Source organism: Orbaceae bacterium lpD04 (assembly GCA_036251935.1).
Lineage (GTDB): Bacteria > Pseudomonadota > Gammaproteobacteria > Enterobacterales > Orbaceae > Orbus > Orbus wheelerorum.
Genome location: CP133967.1, coordinates 125,418 through 145,471 on the forward strand (window position 1 = coordinate 125,418; position 20,054 = coordinate 145,471).

General features: G+C 31.5%; 18 protein-coding genes. 12 read left to right on the top strand and 6 right to left on the bottom strand.

Features of this window, described 5'->3' with window-relative positions; genetic code table 11:
- Window positions 1-53: 53 nt before the first annotated feature.
- Window positions 54-1,931, bottom strand: coding sequence for a translational GTPase TypA (gene typA / locus RHO14_00565; protein ID WVD71313.1), 1,878 nt, complete (start codon window positions 1,929-1,931; stop codon window positions 54-56).
- 350 nt (window positions 1,932-2,281) lie between these two features.
- On the opposite strand from typA, the gene RHO14_00570 reads away from it, so the two are divergent.
- Together RHO14_00570 and RHO14_00575 are read left to right on the top strand one after the other, a co-directional pair.
- Entirely contained in the window at window positions 2,282-3,253 is a 972-nt protein-coding gene (locus RHO14_00570) for a glycosyltransferase (protein WVD71314.1), read from the top strand.
- Window positions 3,254-3,255: 2 nt separating this feature from the next.
- The gene (locus RHO14_00575) at window positions 3,256-4,281 is read left to right on the top strand and encodes a glycosyltransferase (GenBank protein ID WVD71315.1); all 1,026 of its coding nucleotides are present in this window, start codon (window positions 3,256-3,258) and stop codon (window positions 4,279-4,281) included.
- A 56-nt stretch (window positions 4,282-4,337) separates the two neighbouring features.
- Here RHO14_00575 and glf read toward each other — a convergent pair whose 3' ends face one another.
- Window positions 4,338-5,435, bottom strand: coding sequence for a UDP-galactopyranose mutase (gene glf / locus RHO14_00580; GenBank protein WVD71316.1), 1,098 nt, complete (start codon window positions 5,433-5,435; stop codon window positions 4,338-4,340).
- 209 nt (window positions 5,436-5,644) lie between these two features.
- Here glf and cobB point away from each other — a divergent pair, with 209 nt between their 5' ends.
- A complete protein-coding gene (gene cobB / locus RHO14_00585; protein ID WVD71317.1) occupies window positions 5,645-6,334 on the top strand; it encodes an NAD-dependent protein deacylase in 690 nt (229 codons plus the stop codon).
- Window positions 6,335-6,365: 31 nt separating this feature from the next.
- On the opposite strand, the gene mtgA is transcribed toward cobB, so the two are convergent.
- Genes mtgA through mobA form a run of 3 tightly spaced genes read right to left on the bottom strand, consistent with a single transcriptional unit; the run spans window position 6,366 to window position 8,136 of the window.
- Complete coding sequence (gene mtgA / locus RHO14_00590) at window positions 6,366-7,049, bottom strand: monofunctional biosynthetic peptidoglycan transglycosylase (GenBank protein WVD71318.1); 684 nt, start codon at window positions 7,047-7,049, stop codon at window positions 6,366-6,368.
- A gap of 23 nt (window positions 7,050-7,072) precedes the next feature.
- Window positions 7,073-7,561 carry a molybdopterin-guanine dinucleotide biosynthesis protein B gene (mobB, locus tag RHO14_00595; protein WVD72480.1) on the bottom strand — a complete coding sequence of 163 codons (489 nt, stop codon included), beginning with the start codon at window positions 7,559-7,561 and terminating at the stop codon, window positions 7,073-7,075.
- Window positions 7,555-8,136: a molybdenum cofactor guanylyltransferase MobA gene (gene mobA, locus RHO14_00600; protein ID WVD71319.1), complete on the bottom strand. Its 582-nt coding sequence runs from the start codon at window positions 8,134-8,136 to the stop codon at window positions 7,555-7,557. The genes mobB and mobA overlap by 7 nt, the downstream gene beginning before the upstream one ends.
- Window positions 8,137-8,341: 205 nt before the next feature.
- On the opposite strand from mobA, the gene RHO14_00605 reads away from it, so the two are divergent.
- The 9 genes from RHO14_00605 (at window position 8,342) to RHO14_00645 (ending at window position 18,895) form a co-directional block, all read left to right on the top strand.
- A complete protein-coding gene (locus tag RHO14_00605; GenBank protein WVD71320.1) occupies window positions 8,342-8,608 on the top strand; it encodes a YihD family protein in 267 nt (88 codons plus the stop codon).
- Window positions 8,609-8,648: 40 nt separating this feature from the next.
- Window positions 8,649-9,299 carry a DsbA family protein gene (locus tag RHO14_00610; protein WVD71321.1) on the top strand — a complete coding sequence of 217 codons (651 nt, stop codon included), beginning with the start codon at window positions 8,649-8,651 and terminating at the stop codon, window positions 9,297-9,299.
- 107 nt (window positions 9,300-9,406) lie between these two features.
- Window positions 9,407-12,178 carry a DNA polymerase I gene (gene polA, locus RHO14_00615; GenBank protein ID WVD71322.1) on the top strand — a complete coding sequence of 924 codons (2,772 nt, stop codon included), beginning with the start codon at window positions 9,407-9,409 and terminating at the stop codon, window positions 12,176-12,178.
- A 543-nt stretch (window positions 12,179-12,721) separates the two neighbouring features.
- A complete protein-coding gene (gene mnmG, locus RHO14_00620) occupies window positions 12,722-14,614 on the top strand; it encodes a tRNA uridine-5-carboxymethylaminomethyl(34) synthesis enzyme MnmG (GenBank protein ID WVD71323.1) in 1,893 nt (630 codons plus the stop codon).
- A 6-nt stretch (window positions 14,615-14,620) separates the two neighbouring features.
- Window positions 14,621-15,247 carry a 16S rRNA (guanine(527)-N(7))-methyltransferase RsmG gene (gene rsmG / locus RHO14_00625; GenBank protein ID WVD71324.1) on the top strand — a complete coding sequence of 209 codons (627 nt, stop codon included), beginning with the start codon at window positions 14,621-14,623 and terminating at the stop codon, window positions 15,245-15,247.
- A 100-nt stretch (window positions 15,248-15,347) separates the two neighbouring features.
- On the top strand, window positions 15,348-15,974 hold the full coding sequence (gene upp, locus RHO14_00630) for a uracil phosphoribosyltransferase (protein WVD71325.1): 627 nt from the start codon (window positions 15,348-15,350) through the stop codon (window positions 15,972-15,974).
- Window positions 15,975-16,046: 72 nt separating this feature from the next.
- Window positions 16,047-17,285 carry a uracil-xanthine permease family protein gene (locus tag RHO14_00635; GenBank protein WVD71326.1) on the top strand — a complete coding sequence of 413 codons (1,239 nt, stop codon included), beginning with the start codon at window positions 16,047-16,049 and terminating at the stop codon, window positions 17,283-17,285.
- 115 nt (window positions 17,286-17,400) lie between these two features.
- Window positions 17,401-18,099: a DnaA inactivator Hda gene (hda, locus tag RHO14_00640; GenBank protein ID WVD72481.1), complete on the top strand. Its 699-nt coding sequence runs from the start codon at window positions 17,401-17,403 to the stop codon at window positions 18,097-18,099.
- A gap of 16 nt (window positions 18,100-18,115) precedes the next feature.
- Window positions 18,116-18,895, top strand: a complete 780-nt coding sequence (locus RHO14_00645) for a Cof-type HAD-IIB family hydrolase (GenBank protein WVD71327.1) — start codon at window positions 18,116-18,118, stop codon at window positions 18,893-18,895.
- 42 nt (window positions 18,896-18,937) lie between these two features.
- Here the strand turns inward: RHO14_00645 and RHO14_00650 are convergent, their stop codons facing one another.
- The gene (locus RHO14_00650; protein WVD71328.1) at window positions 18,938-20,053 is read right to left on the bottom strand and encodes an anhydro-N-acetylmuramic acid kinase; all 1,116 of its coding nucleotides are present in this window, start codon (window positions 20,051-20,053) and stop codon (window positions 18,938-18,940) included.
- Window position 20,054: the final 1 nt, after the last annotated feature.

The following is a 20,054-nucleotide window of genomic DNA, read 5'->3' on the forward strand; positions in this document are numbered from 1 at the left end:
GATATAAAAAATCCCCAATGAAGGGGATTTTTGTAAAACAGTTAATAAAGAAATTAATCTTTATTACCACCTCTATGTGCACGTTTACGATCATTTTCAGTTAAATGACGTTTACGTAAGCGAATAGATATCGGCGTAACTTCAACTAATTCATCATCATCGATAAATTCTAAAGATTGCTCAAGAGACATTTTAATTGGTGGTGATAAAGTTGTTGCTTCATCAGTACCAGATGCTCGCATATTCGTTAATTTTTTACCAGTTAAGCAGTTAACCGTTAAATCATTTGAGCGAGTATGAATACCAATAATTTGACCTTCATAAACTTCAGCGCCATGACCTAGGAATAATTTACCGCGCTCTTGTAAGCTATATAGTGCATAAGCTAATGCTTTACCTGTACCGTTTGAAATAAGCACACCATTATTACGTTGACCAATTTCACCAGGGCGAACATCATCATAATGATCAAATGTAGAATAAAGTAAGCCAGTACCTGATGTCATGGTCATAAAGTCTGTTCTAAAGCCAATTAAACCACGGCTAGGAATAATATAATCTAAACGAACACGTCCTTTACCATCAGGTAACATATTGGTTAAATCACCTTTACGTAGGCCTAATGCTTCCATAACAGAACCTTGATGTTGTTCTTCAATATCTAACGTTACTTGTTCGAATGGCTCTTGACGTCTACCATCAATTTCTTTAAAAATAACTTTAGGACGAGAAACACCTAATTCATAACCCTCACGGCGCATATTTTCAATTAAAACTGAAAGGTGTAATTCACCACGGCCAGAAACACGAAATGCATCAGGATCTGGTGTCTCTTCAACGCGTAAAGCAACATTATGAACAAGTTCTTTTTTCAAACGATCCAAAATTTGACGAGAAGTAACAAATTTACCTTCTTTACCTGCAAATGGTGAGTTATTAACATTAAAAAACATGCTTACTGTTGGTTCATCAACGCTTAATGCCGGGAGTGCTTCAACTGCATTTACATCACAAATTGTGTCAGAAATACCTAGTTCACCAAGTCCAGTTATCGCAATAATGTCACCCGCTTCAGCAACATCAGCTTCATAACGCTGTAATCCAAGATGACCTAATACTTGACCAACTTTACCATTACGTTTTTTACCTTCGCTATCAATAATAGTAACTTGTTGGTTTGGTTTAACTCGGCCACGTTTAATTCGACCAATACCAATTACGCCAACATAATTATTATAATCAAGCTGAGAAATTTGCATTTGGAATGGGCCATCAGAGTCTACTTTTGGTGACTCAACATGCTCAACAATCGCTTCAAATAAAGGCGTCATGTCTGGTGCCATTACTTCATGGTCAAGACCTGCAATACCCATTAATGCTGAAGCATAAATAATTGGGAAGTCTAATTGTTCATCCGTTGCGCCAAGATTAACAAATAGATCAAAAACTTGGTCGACAACCCAATCAGGGCGAGCACCAGGACGATCAACTTTATTAATAACAACAATTGGTTTTAAGCCATGTGCAAACGCTTTTTGTGTTACAAAGCGAGTTTGTGGCATTGGTCCGTCCATTGCATCAACTAACAGCAATACAGAGTCAACCATTGACATAACGCGCTCAACTTCGCCGCCAAAGTCAGCATGGCCTGGGGTATCAACTATATTAATTCGGTAATTATTCCAATTAATCGCTGTATTTTTAGCTAAAATGGTAATACCACGCTCTTTTTCAATCGCGTTAGAGTCCATTACACGCTCAGCTTCTTCACCACGAGTTTCACCAAGGGTGCCAGATTGTTTTAATAATTTATCAACCAATGTAGTTTTACCATGGTCAACGTGCGCAATGATGGCAATATTTCTTAAATTTTCAATCACAATATCTATTCCAGAATAATTAACGGGACAATTAGGCGCAAAATTATACACCTTTTTTACCATAAGTGTTGATCAAGATCACAAATAATTTAGCTATTATTAAATATAAATCGCTTTTTTACAATAGAATAGCATGTTACAACAAAATTATAACGAAAATGGCACATTAACATAAAATTAATTGGTTTTATGCTAAAATAATTTTTAGATATTATCCTTAATATAAAAAAGTATGGCATTATACAATACGTTGTATCAATATAACGTATTGTATAAGACTGAAAACACTTATACTTTAGTATTATTTGGTAGTTATTTTAATAAATTATTCTAAAAATAAATATATAAGATTATAATAATAGAGTTCTATCTTAATAAAATAAATAATTTGGGAGTTTTGAATGACCGACAGAGAGATTTTAATATCAGTTTTGGTCCCAATATATAATGTAGAAAAATATTTAGAGCAGTGCATAAGTAGCATTATAAAACAAACATTAAAAGAAATTGAAATTATCTGTATCAATGATGGATCTACTGATTCATCTTTGGCAATTCTACAAAAATTTGCGCTTTTAGATGATAGAATAAAAATTATATCTAAGACAAATACAGGATATGGTAACTCGATGAATATCGGGCTCGATCATGCACAAGGTAAATATATTTCAATTGTTGAGTCGGATGATTTTATTGCTGAGGATATGCTTGAATCACTATATACATTAGCTGTAGAGAAACAACTTGATGTAGCAAGATGTCATTATTATTTTTTTAGAACTGAAGATAAAAATATAGAAAAAATCGATCTATCTTTCGTTCCCCAGAATAAAGTGGTTAAACCTCAAGAGCATTGGTCTATTTTTTTTCAAGCACCGTCAATTTGGGCTAATTTATATCGTCATGATTTTTTATCAAAGAATAATATTAAATTCTTAGAAACACCAGGGGCATCATATCAAGATACATCTTTTTCTTTTAAGGTATATGCATGCTGTGAACGACTTTATATTACAGATAAAGCTTATTTATTTTATAGAATAGATAATATTAACTCTTCTATTAATTCTAAAAATAAAGTATTTTGTGTAAATGATGAATATGAGGAAATATTATCATTTGCTAAAAAATCAAATTGGTATGAAGGCATAAAAAAATTAATTCCAGCTATAAAATATAATGCATACATCTGGAATTATAATCGATTACAGACATCTAATAAAAAAATGTTTTTGAAAAGATGGATTAAAGAAACTAAAGCTGATTTTGTAGAAAACCGAATTTGCAAAAAGGTATTAACATCAAGACAATATCGCAATTTAAGATTAATGAGATATTTCCCTTTTCTATTTAAATTTAAGAGATTAAAGTAAGTATGGCTATATTATCAGTAATTGTCCCTGTCTATAATACCGAAAAATTTCTAGAAAGATGCCTAGATAGCATAGTAAATCAATCGTTAGCAGATATAGAAATTATTTGTGTTAATGATGGTTCAACAGACAATTCCTTAGTTATTTTAGAAGAATACTCAAAAAATCATCCACAAATAAAAATAATAAATCAAACAAATGCTGGTATGTCCTCTGCAAGAAATACTGGTTTAGAAAATGCGACATCGGAATACATAACTTTTGTTGACTCAGATGATTATCTCGACCTTAATACATATAAGGAATGTTACGATATTTTAATGAATTATTCTATAGACTTACTTTGTTTTGGTGCTGAAGTAATATCTGAAAGCGCCCCAATTAGAGATAGTGATATTGAATATTATCGTCTAAAATATGATGGATTAATTGAATTAAATAATTCAATTAGAATGAATATAGATGTATGTGCTTGGGATAAAATCTACAAAAAATCAATAATTGATAAATACAGTATTAATTTCCCTGAAGGGCTTTGGGTTGAGGATATAGTTTTTTTCTGGAAATATATAGCAGTATCCAAATCAGCTTATTTTTTAAATAAACTTTTCTATAAGTATATTAGACGAGAAAATTCAATAATGGATAACTTGTTTAAAGGTAGCGATAAATCAATCGACCACTTGTTATGTTTTAATTATGTTTATGATTTTCTGATAAAAAATAATTTATTTGACCAATTCAAAGATATCTATTTAAATATTTTTAAATCCTGTTTCTATTGCGCTTGGAATTTTTCTTCAAAAAAAATAAAGCCTAAAATTTTAACAATGGCCACAAATATTGTTATTAATCAGAGTTTATTAGAAATATATAGCGGTGATAGTTTAATTTCACAGCTATATAATAAACAATATCGACTAATAGATGGTGTTAATTATTGTAGTTTTAAAGATAAGATATTTTCATTAACCAAAAGTAATAATCGAAAAATTATTTATTTTTTAGGTTTAAAAATAAAATTATAAATCTATTTTTTAATCAAATATACCAACTAGTAATAACCTTCTATTAATATAACAATCTATTTATTGATATTTTCGATAAAAAATAATGCTTTTTCAATTACCTGATGCATATCATAATATTTATATTCAGCAAGTCTACCGCCAAAAATAATATTTTTTTCTTTTTCTGATAATTGACGATATTTATCATATAATTGAGCATTTTTTTCATCATTTATTGGATAATAAGCCTCATCACCTAATTTCCAATCTTTTGGATATTCTTTTGTAATTACTGTATGAGGGGTATCCACTGGATCAAAATGCTTATGTTCAATTACTCGAGTATACGGAATTTCGTATTCAGTATAATTAACAACAGCATTACCTTGATAATTGTCTGTTTGAATAACTTCAGTATCAAAATGTAATGAGCGATATTCTAGCTGTCCATAACAATAATCATAATATGAGTCTATTTGGCCAGTATAGATCACTTGATCAGCTAAATTTAAATATTTTTCTTTTTGTGCAAGAAAATCAGTATTTAATCTAACTTCAATTCCATCTAATAACTTTTCAACTAGTCTAGTATATCCACCAATTGGTATTCCTTGGTATTTATCTTTAAAATAATTATTATCAAATGTAAATCTTACTGGTAATCTTTTTATAATAAAAGGGGGGATTTCTGTTGCTCGACGGCCCCACTGTTTTTCAGTGTATCCTTTTACTAATATTTCATAAATATCTTGACCAACAAGAGAAATTGCCTGTTCTTCTAAATTAGTAGGAATATCTATTTTACTTGAAGCTTTTTGTGCTGCAATCTTATCTTTTGCTTCTTGTGGTGTTTTGGTACCCCATAATTGATAAAATGTATTTAGATTAAACGGTAAGTTATATAATTTACCTTTATAATTTGCTATTGGAGAATTAGTAAAACGATTAAACTCAACTAGATTATTTACATAATCCCACACTCTTTTATTGTCAGTGTGAAATATATGAGCTCCATACTTATGAACTTGTATTCCACTACACTCTTCAGTATATATATTTCCGCCAATATGATTTCGCTTTTCTAGAACGATAACTTTATATCCTTTTTTATGTAGCTCATTTGCACAAATTGAACCAAATAAACCAGAACCAACAATCAAATAATGATACATTATAATCTCACGTTTAATTTTCGACCTAATATAATAGCAATTTGTATACTAATACTAAATAAAAAAAGAAAAAATAAACTTATATAGTTTTGTAATAAATAAAATTACTTCTATATTACCACTCTAACCTATTGTTTTAAATATAAATAATGATTTATTCATTTTATGTTAAAATAATTTTTAGATATTATCCTTTATAGGAAACAATAATGCCCACAAAAATTGTTATTTTAACAGGTGCAGGAATATCAGCAGAATCAGGATTATCGACTTTTCGTGCACAAAATGGTTTGTGGGAAGGCTATAACGTCGATGATGTTGCAACATATGAGGGTTATCTGCGCGATCCGAATATGGTACATAATTTTTACAATATGTTACGGCGAAAGTTACAATCGCCAACCGTTAAACCAAATAAAGCGCATATTGCTTTAGCTAAGCTTGAAAATAAATTAGGTCGCGAAAATGTCACTGTTGTAACCCAAAATGTGGATAACTTACATGAAAAAGCTGGTTCTAAAAATATTATCCATATGCATGGCGAACTACTTAAAGTTCGCAATGAAAAAACAGGAAAAATAGCTGATTGCTTTAATGATATCGAGTATTCAAAAAATCACAATATTCGGCCACATATCGTTTGGTTTGGAGAGATCCCACTCCAAATGGAACGCATTTATAACAAATTAGAACATGCCGACTATTTTATTTCAATAGGCACATCAGGTAATGTTTACCCTGCTGCCGGATTTGTACAAATTGCGAATCAATTTGGAGCCAAAACTATTGAACTAAATTTAGAACCCTCATTGAAAGAGAGCTTATTTAAAACAAAAGTATATGGGCCCGCAAGTGAAGTTATTCCTGAATTTGTAAAACAGTTTTTAATAGATAGTTAAAAATTCTATTATTAGTTAACTAACACTCTAGTTAATCATCATTAATCTCTTTTAAATAAGTATTTTTATCTAAATTTTGGATCTGTTTTTTTATCCAATTAGCTTTATTTCTGATATTTTCATTAGGATTAACAGGACTTAAATTACGAGGATTAGGTAAAATAGCAGCAAGCAAACAAGCTTCATCAAGAGTTAAATTATTTGCGCTAGTGTGAAAATAGTGATGAGAAGCAGCTTGAATACCAAAAATCCCCTCTCCCCACTCAACACTATTTAGATATATTTCAAGTGTTCGCTGTTTTGACCAAAAGAGTTCAATCCATAGTGTAAACCAAAATTCAAATGCTTTACGAACAAAGCTCCTTGAGGGCCATAAAAAAAGATTTTTTGCAACTTGCTGCGTGATCGTACTTGCCCCACGAATTGTTTGATTATTTTCATTATGCGTTATAGCTTGCTCAATAGCACGTAAATCAAAGCCAAAATGATTAGCAAAATTTTGATCTTCAGCGGCAATAACAGCAATTTTAATATTATCTGAAATATCATTAAAATCACGCCAAGTTCGTTGCTGTTTCTTATCAAAATTACCCATTTTTTGTTCAAGCATCAGCATCGTGCCGGGGGGATCAATAAAGCGAAATAAGCATACGAAAAATAGTGAAATAGCGATAAAAATTATTATTATTTTTCTAAAGAATCTAAATATCTTCATAGTAAAAGCACACATTATCCATCTTACTTATCAGTTAAGTTATCTTTTATGAAATTAGCAATACTTAGTGCGTTGTTAATATCAAGTTGCTTAATATTGATATCAAGAACATGATCTGTTGCAATCGCAATTGTATATTCATCATAAAAAAGAGGTTTGTGGTTTGCCTCTCGATAACACACTATTTTAGCCATTTTTTCATCTTTAAATCCTTCAACTAATACTAGGTCAACTGTATCAAATTTATTAGCCAAGTCTGCTAAATCTATCTTATTGCTAGGTGTTTCATCAATAAGCGCCCAACGATTATCACATGCAACAATAATTTGCTCAGCACCTGATTTTCTAAGCTCATAACTATCTTTACCTGGAGTATCAATATCCATATCATGATGACTATGTTTAATAACAGCTAGAGATATATTATAAGATTTTAGCAAAACAATTAGTTTTTTTAATAATGTTGTTTTACCACTACCACTATAGCCACAAATACCGATTAACTTCATAATGATTGATTCCAAAAATTTAAATCTTGGGGCGTGTTAATATTAATAAACAATTGTTTTTCATCACTAAAATCAACCGCTACAGCATCAATAGTTTGTAAAAATAGCATTAATTTCCGATCGCCTTGTATCAAATACTGTTCTATTTTTTCTGCCAGTTCACGCCTTACAAGTAAAATTGTTGGATGATGTTTTTCTCCATCAAAAACATATGCAGCTTGATGATTAATAGCTTTTTGTTTAAGCCTCGTAACTAAATCTGTCGGTAAAAACGGTGTATCACAGCTAACAACTAAATTCCAAATTGTTTGGCTATTGATGAGCCCAGAATAAATACCTGCAAGTGGACCTAAAAACCCAGGCAAGGCATCATTGATAACCTTATAATTTGTTTGCTGATAAAGCGCTATATTTCTATTACTATTAATCATAATAGTATTGACTTGTGGCTTTATTTTATCAATAACATGACAATAAAGAGGTTTATCTTTTAGCAATAAAAGACCTTTATCATTACCATTCATTCTCGCACTTTTTCCACCAGCAAGAATAATCGCTGTTATAGGAATTTTTAACATAACTTCTACTCATTTTGCATTGATAAAATTAAAAATAGCATTACTATACTCAAGCCAGTAATATTATAATGTTTCAATTGTTAATCTTACTGAATTTAAGAATATTAGTAGTCAAATACTGTATTGATAGTGATGAGTATATACTCAATCAGTCTAAAGATTGCATAATAAACATAAATTTTTAAAATAAATAGGTAAAAGAATTATGGCATGTCATAGAATAGAAGAATTGATTGAGCTTTTAGAGCCTGAGTGGCAAAAAGAATCCGATCTGAATCTATTACAATTTTTAAGTAAATTAGCTAAAGAGGCAGGATTTGACGGTGACTTGAATAATTTAAGTGATGAAATACTTATTTATCATTTAAAAATGCGCAATGCAGATAAAAACCAGGCTATTCCTGGAATAAAAAAAGATTATGAAGATGATTTTAAAACCGCGTTACTAAAAGCGCGTGGTATTATTAAATAGCAAATAATCAAGCTAACGATTTTATTAGGAGTTTTTTATAATGATTAAAACATTTTTTGTTACATTAAGTGCAATATTATTTTCATTTAGTGTCTTTGCAGCTGAGTTACAAACAAACGAATCAGTACAAATTGAAGAAGGAAAACAATATGTTGTTTTACCTAAATTTGTTGCTCCAGAAAAAGAAGTCGTTGAGTTTTTCTCATTTAACTGCCCAAGTTGTTTTCGTTTAGATGACGAACTAAAGTTAGGTAAAACAATAAAAGATAGATTACCTGAAGGCGTTACATTTAAAAAATACAGTCTAAGTGATTTTGGCCCGCTAGCACCTGAATTATCAGAAGCTTGGGCAATAGCTAATATATTAGGTATTTCAGATGATGTTGGCGTTAATCTTTATAATGGCATACAACGCGATAGAACAATAAAAACAGCCGATGATATTAAAGGTGTTTTTGCTAATTTAGGTGTTGATAATGCTAAATATGATAGTATGAAAAATAATTTTTTAGTTAAAGCATTTATTGCACAACAAGAATCAGCTAGAAAAGAGTTACAACCATCAAGCATTCCTAGCTTTTATGTTAATGGTAAATATTTAATTAATCCTCAAGGGTTAAATAGCACATCTGGCGAAGCATTATTAAACGATTATTCTCATACAGTAAATTATTTAACCACACTAAAATAATTATTTGTTTGCCTTATATAGAAAACGCGCATTAAAGCGCGTTTTCTATTTTTATCACTTTTTAGTATACTCATAATTAATATTCCTACTTAACAAGTGAATTTATTATGTCAAGTCAAAACCCGATTATCCTTATTGATGGTTCATCTTATCTTTATAGAGCTTTTTTTGCGACACCTCCTTTAACCAATCCTAAAGGAGAACCCAGTGGTGCTATTTATGGCGTTACAAACATGATTAGAAGCTTAATTAATCAATATAACCCGACCCATATTGCGGTTGTTTTTGATGCTAAGGGTGGATCTTTTAGAAAAGAGATATATAGTGAATATAAAGCAACTCGTGAAGCTATGCCAGAAGACTTACGCGTTCAAATAGAGCCAATACATGCGATATTAAAAGCAATGGGCTTACCATTACTTTGTATTGAGGGTGTTGAAGCCGACGATGTGATTGGAACCCTTGCTAAACAGGCTGAAGCTGAAGGTTTAGAGGTACTAATCAGTACGGGTGATAAAGATATGGCACAATTAGTATCTGATAAAATAACCTTAATAAACACCATGAATAATGTAATTTTAGATCCAAAAGGCGTAGAGCAAAAATTTGGGGTACCTCCAACTAAAATTATCGATTTTTTAGCGTTGATGGGCGATAGTTCAGATAATATTCCTGGAGTACCGGGCGTTGGTGAAAAAACTGCAACAAGCTTATTAACTGAATTTTCAGGTATCAATGATATTTATCAAAATATTGATAATGTCGATAAGCTATCAATTCGTGGGGCTAAATCAGTTAAGCAAAAATTAATTGATAATGAAAAAGATGCTCGTCTTTCCTATTTACTTGCAACTATTAAAACTGATGTACCGGTTGATTTTACTAATGATCAATTAAAACAGGAACCTTATGATAATAATAAACTTAAAGAATTTTTTGAATATCATGGGTTCAATCGATGGCTAAATGATTTGCAAAATGGAGCTTTTATTAAAACTAAAGCTATAACAACAAATGAAACATTAATAGCTAACGATATTGAAGATAATAAATTAAAAAATGCACAAAATGATGAAAAAGAATACCAAACGATATTAACTACTGAACAGCTTGATAATTGGGTTGTAAAATTAAAATCAGCCAAGCTTTTTGCCTTTGATACAGAAACGAATAGTATTGATCATTTTCATGCACAATTAGTAGGGATTTCACTAAGCATAAACCCAAATGAAGCTTGCTACATACCAATTCATCACTATTACTTAGGGGTACCAAAGCAACTCGGTATTGAAGAAGTAATTGAAAAACTAAAACCAATATTCGAAGATGAAAATATCAAAAAAATAGGTCAAAATGTAAAATTTGATTACTGCATTCTAGCTAATAACGGAATTACAGTTAAAGGGATTGCATTTGATACCATGTTAGAATCTTATGTGTTAAATAGTAATGAACGGCATGATATGGACAGTATGGCAAGAAAATATCTAAACCATAAAACGATTACTTACGATGAATTAACCAAAGTGGATAGAAAAAAAATTACCATTGATATGGTTGATATAGAACAAACCTCACTTTATGCCAGTGAAGATGCCGATATAACACTACTATTACATAATAATTTATGGCCAATTCTTGAAAAAGATGAGCAACTGAAAAAACTATTTACAAACATTGAAATGCCGTTAGCAATTATTTTAGCAAATATGGAAAGAACAGGTGTTTTGATAGATGAAAAACAGTTAAATCAGCATTCTAAACAATTAAAAATAAAATTAGAACAATTAGAAAAGCAAATCCATCTTTTAGCCGGTGAGGAGTTTAATATTGCCTCGCCAAAGCAATTACAAGTTATTTTATTTGAAAAAAATCAATTACCAATAATTAAGAAAACGCCAAAAGGTGATCCTTCAACTAACGAAGAAGTGCTTAGTGAATTAGCTAGCGATTATGAATTACCTAAATTAATTTTAGAATATCGTGGTCTTGCTAAATTAAAAAATACCTATACCGATAAATTGCCGTTAATGATTAGCGAAAAAGATCACCGTATTCATACCAATTATAATCAAATAGGAACAGTAACGGGGCGATTATCATCCAACGATCCTAATTTACAAAATATCCCCGTACGTAATGAAGAAGGCCGTAAAATACGACAAGCCTTTATCGCACCAAAAGGCTATAAAATTGTTTCTGCTGATTACTCGCAAATAGAGCTTCGCATCATGGCTCATTTATCACAAGATAAAAATCTGCTTGATGCATTTGCTAATGATAAAGATATCCACCGTTTTACGGCTAGCGAAATATTAAGTAAACATGAACAAGACGTCACATCAGAAGAGCGTAGACGAGCTAAAGCCGTTAATTTTGGTTTAATCTATGGTATGAGTGCATTTGGTTTATCAAAACAAATTAAAATACCAAGACATGAAGCAAAATTTTATATTGATAGTTATTTTAAGCGTTATCCAAGTGTTGAACGCTATATGGAAAATACTCGGCTGCTTGCTGCTGAAAAAGGCTATGTTGAAACATTATCAGGAAGACGGCTTTATCTACCCAAAATAAGCTCATCTAATGGTATAGAAAAGCGCGGAGCCGAGCGCGCAGCGATCAATGCACCTATGCAAGGTACGGCTGCTGATATTATAAAAACAGCTATGATAGATATGGATAAATTTATAAAAACGCAAAATGATAAGATCAAAATGATCATGCAAGTTCATGATGAATTAGTTTTTGAAGTAAGAGAAGATCACGTTGATCCTATCGTAAAACAGATCAAACTTATTATGGAAAATTGCTATAAATTAGATATTCCATTAAAAGTAGATATAGGGATCGGTAATAATTGGGATGAAGCACACTAAAATATAGTAAATAAAAGAAAGAGGCACATAATTGTGCCTTTTTAATTTATACTAAAATAGAAGTTAATAATAATATAATAACGGGATCTAAATAAGGGAAATATAAAATTAAACGATCTATAAGTATATTTTTTATACAATTAAAATATAAAAAACTAGCAGTTAAACTTATTTTCTGTGGATAAAATTGTGATCAACATGATCACTAAGGTGTTAATATCAACTAAATAACTTATCAACAGATATTGGCTGTGGATAAGTAGGTAAGTTATCCTCAACTTTAAACAGATCAAAAATAGATCTATTAACAGAGTAAAAATCAGATTAACTAGTTAAAAAATAACAATAAAAAGCAGTTACTCACAAGATCAAAGCTCAGTAGTAGTAAAAATAATAAGAAAAAGATATAAAAGATCTTTTTAATTAATTAACGATCCAAAATAGATCATTTGACCTTATCGAAAAGACGAGTAAAATTTGTCATTCTTATTTATCCCTATGTGTTTAGTTACCCATTTTTATTTGAAGTAAGTTGAGGATATTATGTTTTACCCAGATCTTTTTGATGTCATCATTGTTGGCGGTGGTCACGCAGGTACTGAAGCAGCTATGGCCTCTGCCAGAATGGGCAGAAAAACATTACTGCTAACGCATAATATAAATACACTAGGGCAAATGTCTTGTAATCCTGCTATTGGCGGTATTGGTAAAGGTCACTTGGTTAAAGAAATTGATGCGATGGGTGGCTTAATGGCCCATGCAACAGATAAAGCAGGAATTCAATTTAGAATTTTAAATGCAAGTAAAGGACCTGCTGTTAGGGCAACAAGAGCTCAAGCTGATCGCGCTCTCTATCGTGATATAGTAAGAATTACACTCGAAAATCAAGAAAATTTAATGCTTTTCCAACAATCTGTTGAAGATGTGATCATTGAAAATGATCAGATAACAGGTGTCATAACTCAAATGGGCGTTAAATTTAAAGCTAAAGCGGTTGTTTTAACTGCCGGTACTTTTTTAGACGGAAAGATCCACATAGGATTAAATAACTACAGTGGAGGCCGAACAGGCGATCCTGCTTCAATTGGTTTATCAAAATCACTTCATCAATACTCATTTAGAATGGGCCGACTAAAAACTGGTACACCACCAAGAATTGATGCAAGAACAATAAATTTCTCCCAATTAGGTACTCAAGCAGGCGATAATCCTGTTCCTGTTTTTTCTTTTTTAGGTAATGCTAGTGAGCATCCAAAACAAATTCCATGTTATATCACCGAAACTAATGAAAAAACTCATGATATTATTCGTAACAGTCTTGATAGAAGTCCTATGTATACAGGCGTTATTGAAGGGGTTGGTCCTCGCTATTGTCCATCGATTGAAGATAAGATAATGCGTTTTGCTGATCGTAATTCTCATCAAATTTATCTTGAGCCCGAAGGATTAGACAGTAATGAAATTTATCCTAACGGTATCTCAACAAGCCTACCATTTGATACTCAGCTCGCCTTTGTCAGAAGCATGAAAGGGCTTGAGAATGCAAATATAATTAGACCTGGTTATGCAATTGAATACGATTATTTTGATCCAAGGGATCTAAAACCAACCCTTGAAAGTAAGATTGTTAAGGGATTATTTTTAGCAGGTCAAATAAACGGTACTACAGGTTATGAAGAGGCTGCTGCACAAGGACTACTTGCTGGTTTAAATGCGGCAAGATTTGTTTATGAAGAAGATCAGTGGTATCCAACACGCGATCAAGCTTATTTAGGTGTATTAGTTGATGATCTTTGTACATTAGGTACTAATGAACCTTATCGAATGTTCACCTCTCGCGCTGAATATCGTTTAATGTTACGCGAAGATAATGCTGATATTCGTTTAACAGAAATTGGCCGTAAATTAGGTCTAGTTGATGATAATCGTTGGCAACATTTTAATCAAAAAATTGAAGCTATTGAACATGAACGCGCTCGTCTGCGTGATATTTGGGTTCATCCTCATATTGATTCTATTAATGAAGTTAATTCTGTACTTAGTGCTAATTTAACTAAAGAAGCAAATGGTGAGGAGCTTCTTAAACGCCCTGAAATGGACTATAAAATATTAAAATCGCTATCTTTATTTGCTCCAGGTATTGATAATGAACAAGCAATGCAACAAGTTGAAATTCAAGTTAAATATGATGGTTATATCAAATTGCAAATAGAAGAGATCGCGCGTCAAAAACGTAGTGAAGAAACATTAATACCTGATATTATTGATTATGCTGAAATATCAGGTCTATCTAATGAAGTTGTTGCTAAATTAAAACAACATAAACCGGTTTCAATTGGCCAAGCTTCACGTATTTCAGGTGTTACACCAGCTGCTATATCGATGTTATTAGTCTATTTGAAGAAAAAAAATTATATAAGTAAAAATAAAGCTTAATAAATTATGTTAAAAATTAAACTCGTTAATCTTCTTAAACAAACAGATCTAATCGTTAGTGAACAACAATTAGATCTTCTTATTTGTTACGTAGAAATGCTTAATAAATGGAATAAAGCTTATAATTTAACCTCTGTTCGTGATCCTAATGAGATGTTAACTAAGCATATTATGGATAGCTTAGTTGTATCACCTTATTTGCAGGGTAATTCATTTATTGATGTAGGAACAGGTCCTGGCCTACCGGGAATACCACTTGCTATCATAAATCCTGATAAAAAATTTGACCTTGTTGATAGCCTTGGTAAGCGTGTTAGATTTTTAAAACAAGTTCAATTTGAACTAAAGCTTGATAATATAAACCCTATTCAAAGTCGTATTGAAGAATATACCGCTTATCAATTTGATGGGGTTATTAGTCGAGCTTTTGCTTCATTAAATGATATGCTTAATTGGTGTCACCATTTACCTAACGATAATGGTATTTTTTATGCTTTAAAAAGCATAGCTTCTCAAGAAGAGTTAAAATCTTTACCCAGCAAATTTACTATTTTGGATGTAATAAAACTCAATGTTCCAAATCTTAATGCTGAACGAAATTTAATTATGATAAAAAATAATAGTAATGAGTAAGTTAAATTATTTAACTAATTTTCGCTTATTCGAGCGAGTTATGTTAAAATTTTACATCAGCAGTTATTGCTATATTGATTAATAACAACTGAGGCCTTTCATGAAAATAGTTGAAGTAAAACACCCTCTGGTACGCCATAAAATTGGCTTAATGCGTGAGCATGATATTTCAACCAAAGATTTTAGAGATTTAGCAAGCGAAGTTGGTAGCCTACTAACTTATGAAGCAACTGCAAATTTACCTACCGAAAAAGTGACTATTCAGGGTTGGTGTGGTCAAATTGAAGTTGAACGAATCAAAGGTAAAAAAATCACTGTAGTACCTATTTTACGAGCAGGTCTAGGTATGATGGATGGCGTGCTTGAACATATTCCTAGTGCTCGAATAAGTGTTGTTGGCTTCTACCGCAATGAAGAAACGCTTGAACCAGTTCCCTACTTTCAAAAATTAACCTCTGATATTGAAAATCGTATGGCGTTAGTTGTTGATCCAATGCTTGCAACAGGTGGATCTATGATTGCAACAATTGATCTACTTAAGCAAGCAGGTTGTAAACATATTAAAGTATTGGTTTTAGTTGCGGCGCCAGAAGGTATTAATGCTTTAGAAAAAGCACATCCAGATGTTGAATTGTATACAGCTTCAATCGATGAGAAACTTAATGAACGAGGTTATATTATTCCAGGACTTGGCGATGCTGGAGATAAGATCTTCGGTACCAAATAAAATTTTATTTTAAGACCGGTTTAGCCGGTTTTTTTATGTCTATTATTTAACAGAGAAAGAGAAGTATAATTTATGAGTTTAAATAAAATAACAAAAACCATAGAAAACGATAAACATTCTTGGGTTGATGTTTTAATTGGTGCGCAAATGCTATTTGTTGCATTTGGTGCATTAGTTTTGGTTCCTTTATTAACAGGATTAAATCCTAATGTTGCTTTATTTACAGCTGGTGTTGGTACTATTATTTTCCAAATAACAACGCGCGGTAAAGTCCCTGTCTTTTTAGCTTCATCTTTTGCATTTATTGCGCCAATTTCTTATGGTGTTTCGCAATGGGGTATTCCAGCTACGCTGGGAGGATTAGTCGTAGCTGGATTTGTTTTTATATTTTTTTCATTTTTAGTGAAAATAAATGGCGCTGATGTTATTAACAAAATATTACCTCCCGTTGTAACAGGGCCCATTATTATGGTTATTGGCTTATCTTTAGCTCCTATCGCCGTTAATATGGCAATGGGTTCAGGTATTGATGCTTCTTTACCTAAATATCAATTAATTATTATTTCAATGGCATCACTTATTACCACGCTTATCGTTGCAATTTGGGCGAAAGGTATCCTTAAATTAGTTCCAATTATTTCAGGAATATTTGTTGGCTATGCACTTTCTTGTTTTTTAGGATTGGTTGATTTTCAGCCTGTAATTAATGCGCCTTGGTTCTCTGTGCCGAGTTTTACCTTTCCTGAGTTTAAATGGCAGGCTATTGTTTATATGATCCCAATTGTTATTGCGCCAACAATTGAGCATGTTGGGGATATTATGGCTATTGGTAGTGTAACAGGTAAAGATTATACTAAAAATCCTGGATTACAAAAAACATTATTAGGTGATGGTCTTGCAACTTCTGTCGCAGGATTTTTTGGTGGGCCTCCTTGTATTACTTATGCAGAAGTTATTGGTGCTGTAACACTAACACGTAATTTTAAAACTCGTATCATGACGTGGGCCGCTATTTGGGCTATTGCTATGTCATTTATTGGTAAGGTTGGTGCTTTTCTTGCTTCTATTCCATCAGTTGTTATGGGCGGAATTATGGTTTTATTATTTGGTTCAATCGCATCGGTTGGCGTTAATATTTTGGTTAAACATAAAGTTGATTTATCAATATCTCGTAACATGTGTATTACCGCACTTGTTTTAGTATTTGGTATTGGTGGAATGATTTTTGATTTTGGATCATATGTTTTAGAGGGCATAAGTTTATGCGGGATTTTAGCAATTGTTTTAAATCTTATTCTGCCTCGCTCTTGATCTCCATAAAATTAAGGTAGTTTTTCTACCTTAATTAGCTATCATAAATAATATTGCTTTTTAAGCACTAGAATTTATACTAGCTAAGTTATATAAATATTATGAGGTAGTAGCAATTAATTCCCAGCAGTTAGTTTTACCTGTTTCATTACCAGATACAGAAACATTTACCAGCTTTTATACTGGTGATAATTTACTTTTACTTAATTATTTAAAAGAAATTTTAAATAAATCTGGGTTTTATTCACTATATACCTGGTCCGCTTTTTTATCAGGAAAAACGCATTTATTACATGCATCTTGTTATTATTTATCTCATTTAGATAAGCGAATTAGTTACATCCCCCTTGAACAGCATTTTTTATTAGAGCCTGATATATTATTAGGACTTGATGATTATGATCTTGTCTGCTTAGATAATATTGATAAAATTGCGGGTAACAAGGCATGGGAAGTGGCTATTTTTGATCTTTTTAATCGCCTACTTGAAAATAATAATAGTAAACTCCTAATTACTAGTAATGCATCACCTAAGCAGGTACCTTTTATTTTACCGGATTTAATTTCTAGATTAGAGTGGGGTCAAGTTTATCAATTAAAAGAACTTAGTGATGAAGATAAACTATATGCATTGCAACTTAGAGCATTATTAAGAGGTTTTGAGCTACCAACAGACGTAGGATTATTTTTACTAAAACGTGTTGATCGCGATATGAAAACATTATCAAATCTGCTTGATAAACTTGATAAAATAACAATAACAGAGCAGAGGAAACTTACTATTCCTTTTATTAAAACCGTATTTAATTTATGATGTTATGGAGTAATTAATGAATAATAAACCTGATGCAATTGTTTTTTTTGACTTAGATGGAACATTACTAACGAGTGATGTAACAGTTGCTAAAAGTACTATTGAAGCGATAAATATTCTTCATAAGAATAATATTATGCCAGTAATTGCAACGGGTAGAACGATTTGTGAAGTGCAACATATTATGAAGCAAGCTAAAATTGATTCAATTGTTGCTATGAATGGCCAATCTGTTTTTTATCAAGGAGAGCATATTTTTTCTAATAATATTGATATTAGCGTGATTGATAAAGTAATGGCTTATTCAAAAACTAAAACAAATATCCCGCTTTCATTCTACAGTGATAAAATTATGCGAATTTCGGAATTAAGCGATCCAGCAATAAAATTTTATCAATATTTAAAGCAGTCTGTGCCGCCTGTCGATCAAGATATTTATCGTAATGAACCAATTCAAATGTTACTTCTACTTTGTGAAGAAGGTGAAGAACAATATATTAAGCTATTCCCTGAATTATCTTTTATACGTAATACCCCATATTGTGTAGATGTTTTTAATCATGGTGGTTCAAAAGCATTTGGTATTAAAAAACTACTCGAAAATAAAAAATTTTCAGATGTACCAACTTATGCATTTGGTGATGGCTTAAATGATATAGAAATGTTTGAATTAGTTGATCATCCCATTGCAATGGGAAATTGCGTTGAGCAATTAAAAAAATTAGCTGAATTTATTACCGATGATAATAATAATGATGGTATTGCCAAGGGTTTAAATAAATTTGGCTTAATATAATCAAAAAAGAGTGTAATTAAATATTGCACTCTTTTTGAGTACTTATTTGGGATATATTACCCCTAAGCTTATTGATTTATTAGCGCCAGTTACACTTGGTATATTACTCTCTAAATTATTTATTCGGCAGTAAGCTAACCAAGCAAAAGCAATCGCCTCCATATAATCGGCACTTATTCCTTGTTGATCTGTTGTAGTAACTAACCAATTTGGTAATAATTTATCAAATCGTTCAATGATTAGTGGATTTTTTGCACCACCACCACAAATCAGTAATTCATAAGGTAATGATGGATTTAATAATTGATTGGCTAATAATTCATTTACTGTCGATCTAACTGTTAACTCAACAAGGGTTGTTTGAATATCTTGTGGAAGAAGATTAAATGTCGATATTTTTTGTTTTAACCAGCCTAAATTGAAAAGCTCTCGACCTGTGCTTTTGGGATATGGTTGCTTAAAATAGTCTTCGATTAAAAATTCATTTAATAATTGTTGATTTATTTTTCCTGTTTTAGCCCAAGTTGCGTCTTTGTCATAACTTTTAACTAAATTAGCCATTATCCAGCTATCTAATAATACATTTCCAGGGCCGGTATCATAACCAATAATTGGTTTATTTGGTGTTAAAACGGTAATATTACTAATTCCACCAATATTGAGTATAACTCTATTTTTATCGGGATCACTAAAAATTGCATCATGGAAAGCCGGAACTAGCGGAGCACCCTGCCCACCCAAAGCCATATCTCTACGACGAAAATCAGCAATAGTTGTGATCCCCGTTTTAGCTGCAATAATATTGGCATCACCTATTTGCATCGTAAATGGATAACTACCAGTTGGTGAATGAAAAATAGTTTGCCCATGACAACCAATCGCAATAATATCTTTATTATTTATTTTATTTTTTTCGATAAAAAGGTTTATTATTGTTGCATATAATTCACCCAATTGATGATCAATTTCACCTAATTTTTGTAATGAGCTTTGCTTTTTTTCACATATAGTTAGTAAATCAGATTTAATATTGTCAGGTATTGGGTAGGTTTCGCCAATAATAAATGAGATTTTCTTCTCAGTTATATTCACCAATGCGATATCTATGCCATCTAAGCTAGTACCTGACATCACGCCAATATAAAGTGCATCTCTCATT

Excerpts from the sequence above, each read along its gene's own strand:
- rsmG (WVD71324.1), top strand. The coding sequence starts at position 14,621 with ATGTTAAAAATTAAACTCGTTAATCTTCTTAAACAAACAGATCTAATC.
- mtgA (WVD71318.1), bottom strand. The coding sequence starts at position 7,049 with ATGAAGATATTTAGATTCTTTAGAAAAATAATAATAATTTTTATCGCT.
- RHO14_00645 (WVD71327.1), top strand. The coding sequence starts at position 18,116 with ATGAATAATAAACCTGATGCAATTGTTTTTTTTGACTTAGATGGAACA.
- RHO14_00570 (WVD71314.1), top strand. The coding sequence starts at position 2,282 with ATGACCGACAGAGAGATTTTAATATCAGTTTTGGTCCCAATATATAAT.
- RHO14_00635 (WVD71326.1), top strand. The coding sequence starts at position 16,047 with ATGAGTTTAAATAAAATAACAAAAACCATAGAAAACGATAAACATTCT.
- RHO14_00650 (WVD71328.1), bottom strand. The coding sequence starts at position 20,053 with ATGAGAGATGCACTTTATATTGGCGTGATGTCAGGTACTAGCTTAGAT.
- glf (WVD71316.1), bottom strand. The coding sequence starts at position 5,435 with ATGTATCATTATTTGATTGTTGGTTCTGGTTTATTTGGTTCAATTTGT.
- upp (WVD71325.1), top strand. The coding sequence starts at position 15,348 with ATGAAAATAGTTGAAGTAAAACACCCTCTGGTACGCCATAAAATTGGC.
- mobA (WVD71319.1), bottom strand. The coding sequence starts at position 8,136 with ATGTTAAAAATTCCTATAACAGCGATTATTCTTGCTGGTGGAAAAAGT.
- RHO14_00575 (WVD71315.1), top strand. The coding sequence starts at position 3,256 with ATGGCTATATTATCAGTAATTGTCCCTGTCTATAATACCGAAAAATTT.
- RHO14_00605 (WVD71320.1), top strand. The coding sequence starts at position 8,342 with ATGGCATGTCATAGAATAGAAGAATTGATTGAGCTTTTAGAGCCTGAG.
- RHO14_00610 (WVD71321.1), top strand. The coding sequence starts at position 8,649 with ATGATTAAAACATTTTTTGTTACATTAAGTGCAATATTATTTTCATTT.
- polA (WVD71322.1), top strand. The coding sequence starts at position 9,407 with ATGTCAAGTCAAAACCCGATTATCCTTATTGATGGTTCATCTTATCTT.
- cobB (WVD71317.1), top strand. The coding sequence starts at position 5,645 with ATGCCCACAAAAATTGTTATTTTAACAGGTGCAGGAATATCAGCAGAA.
- mnmG (WVD71323.1), top strand. The coding sequence starts at position 12,722 with ATGTTTTACCCAGATCTTTTTGATGTCATCATTGTTGGCGGTGGTCAC.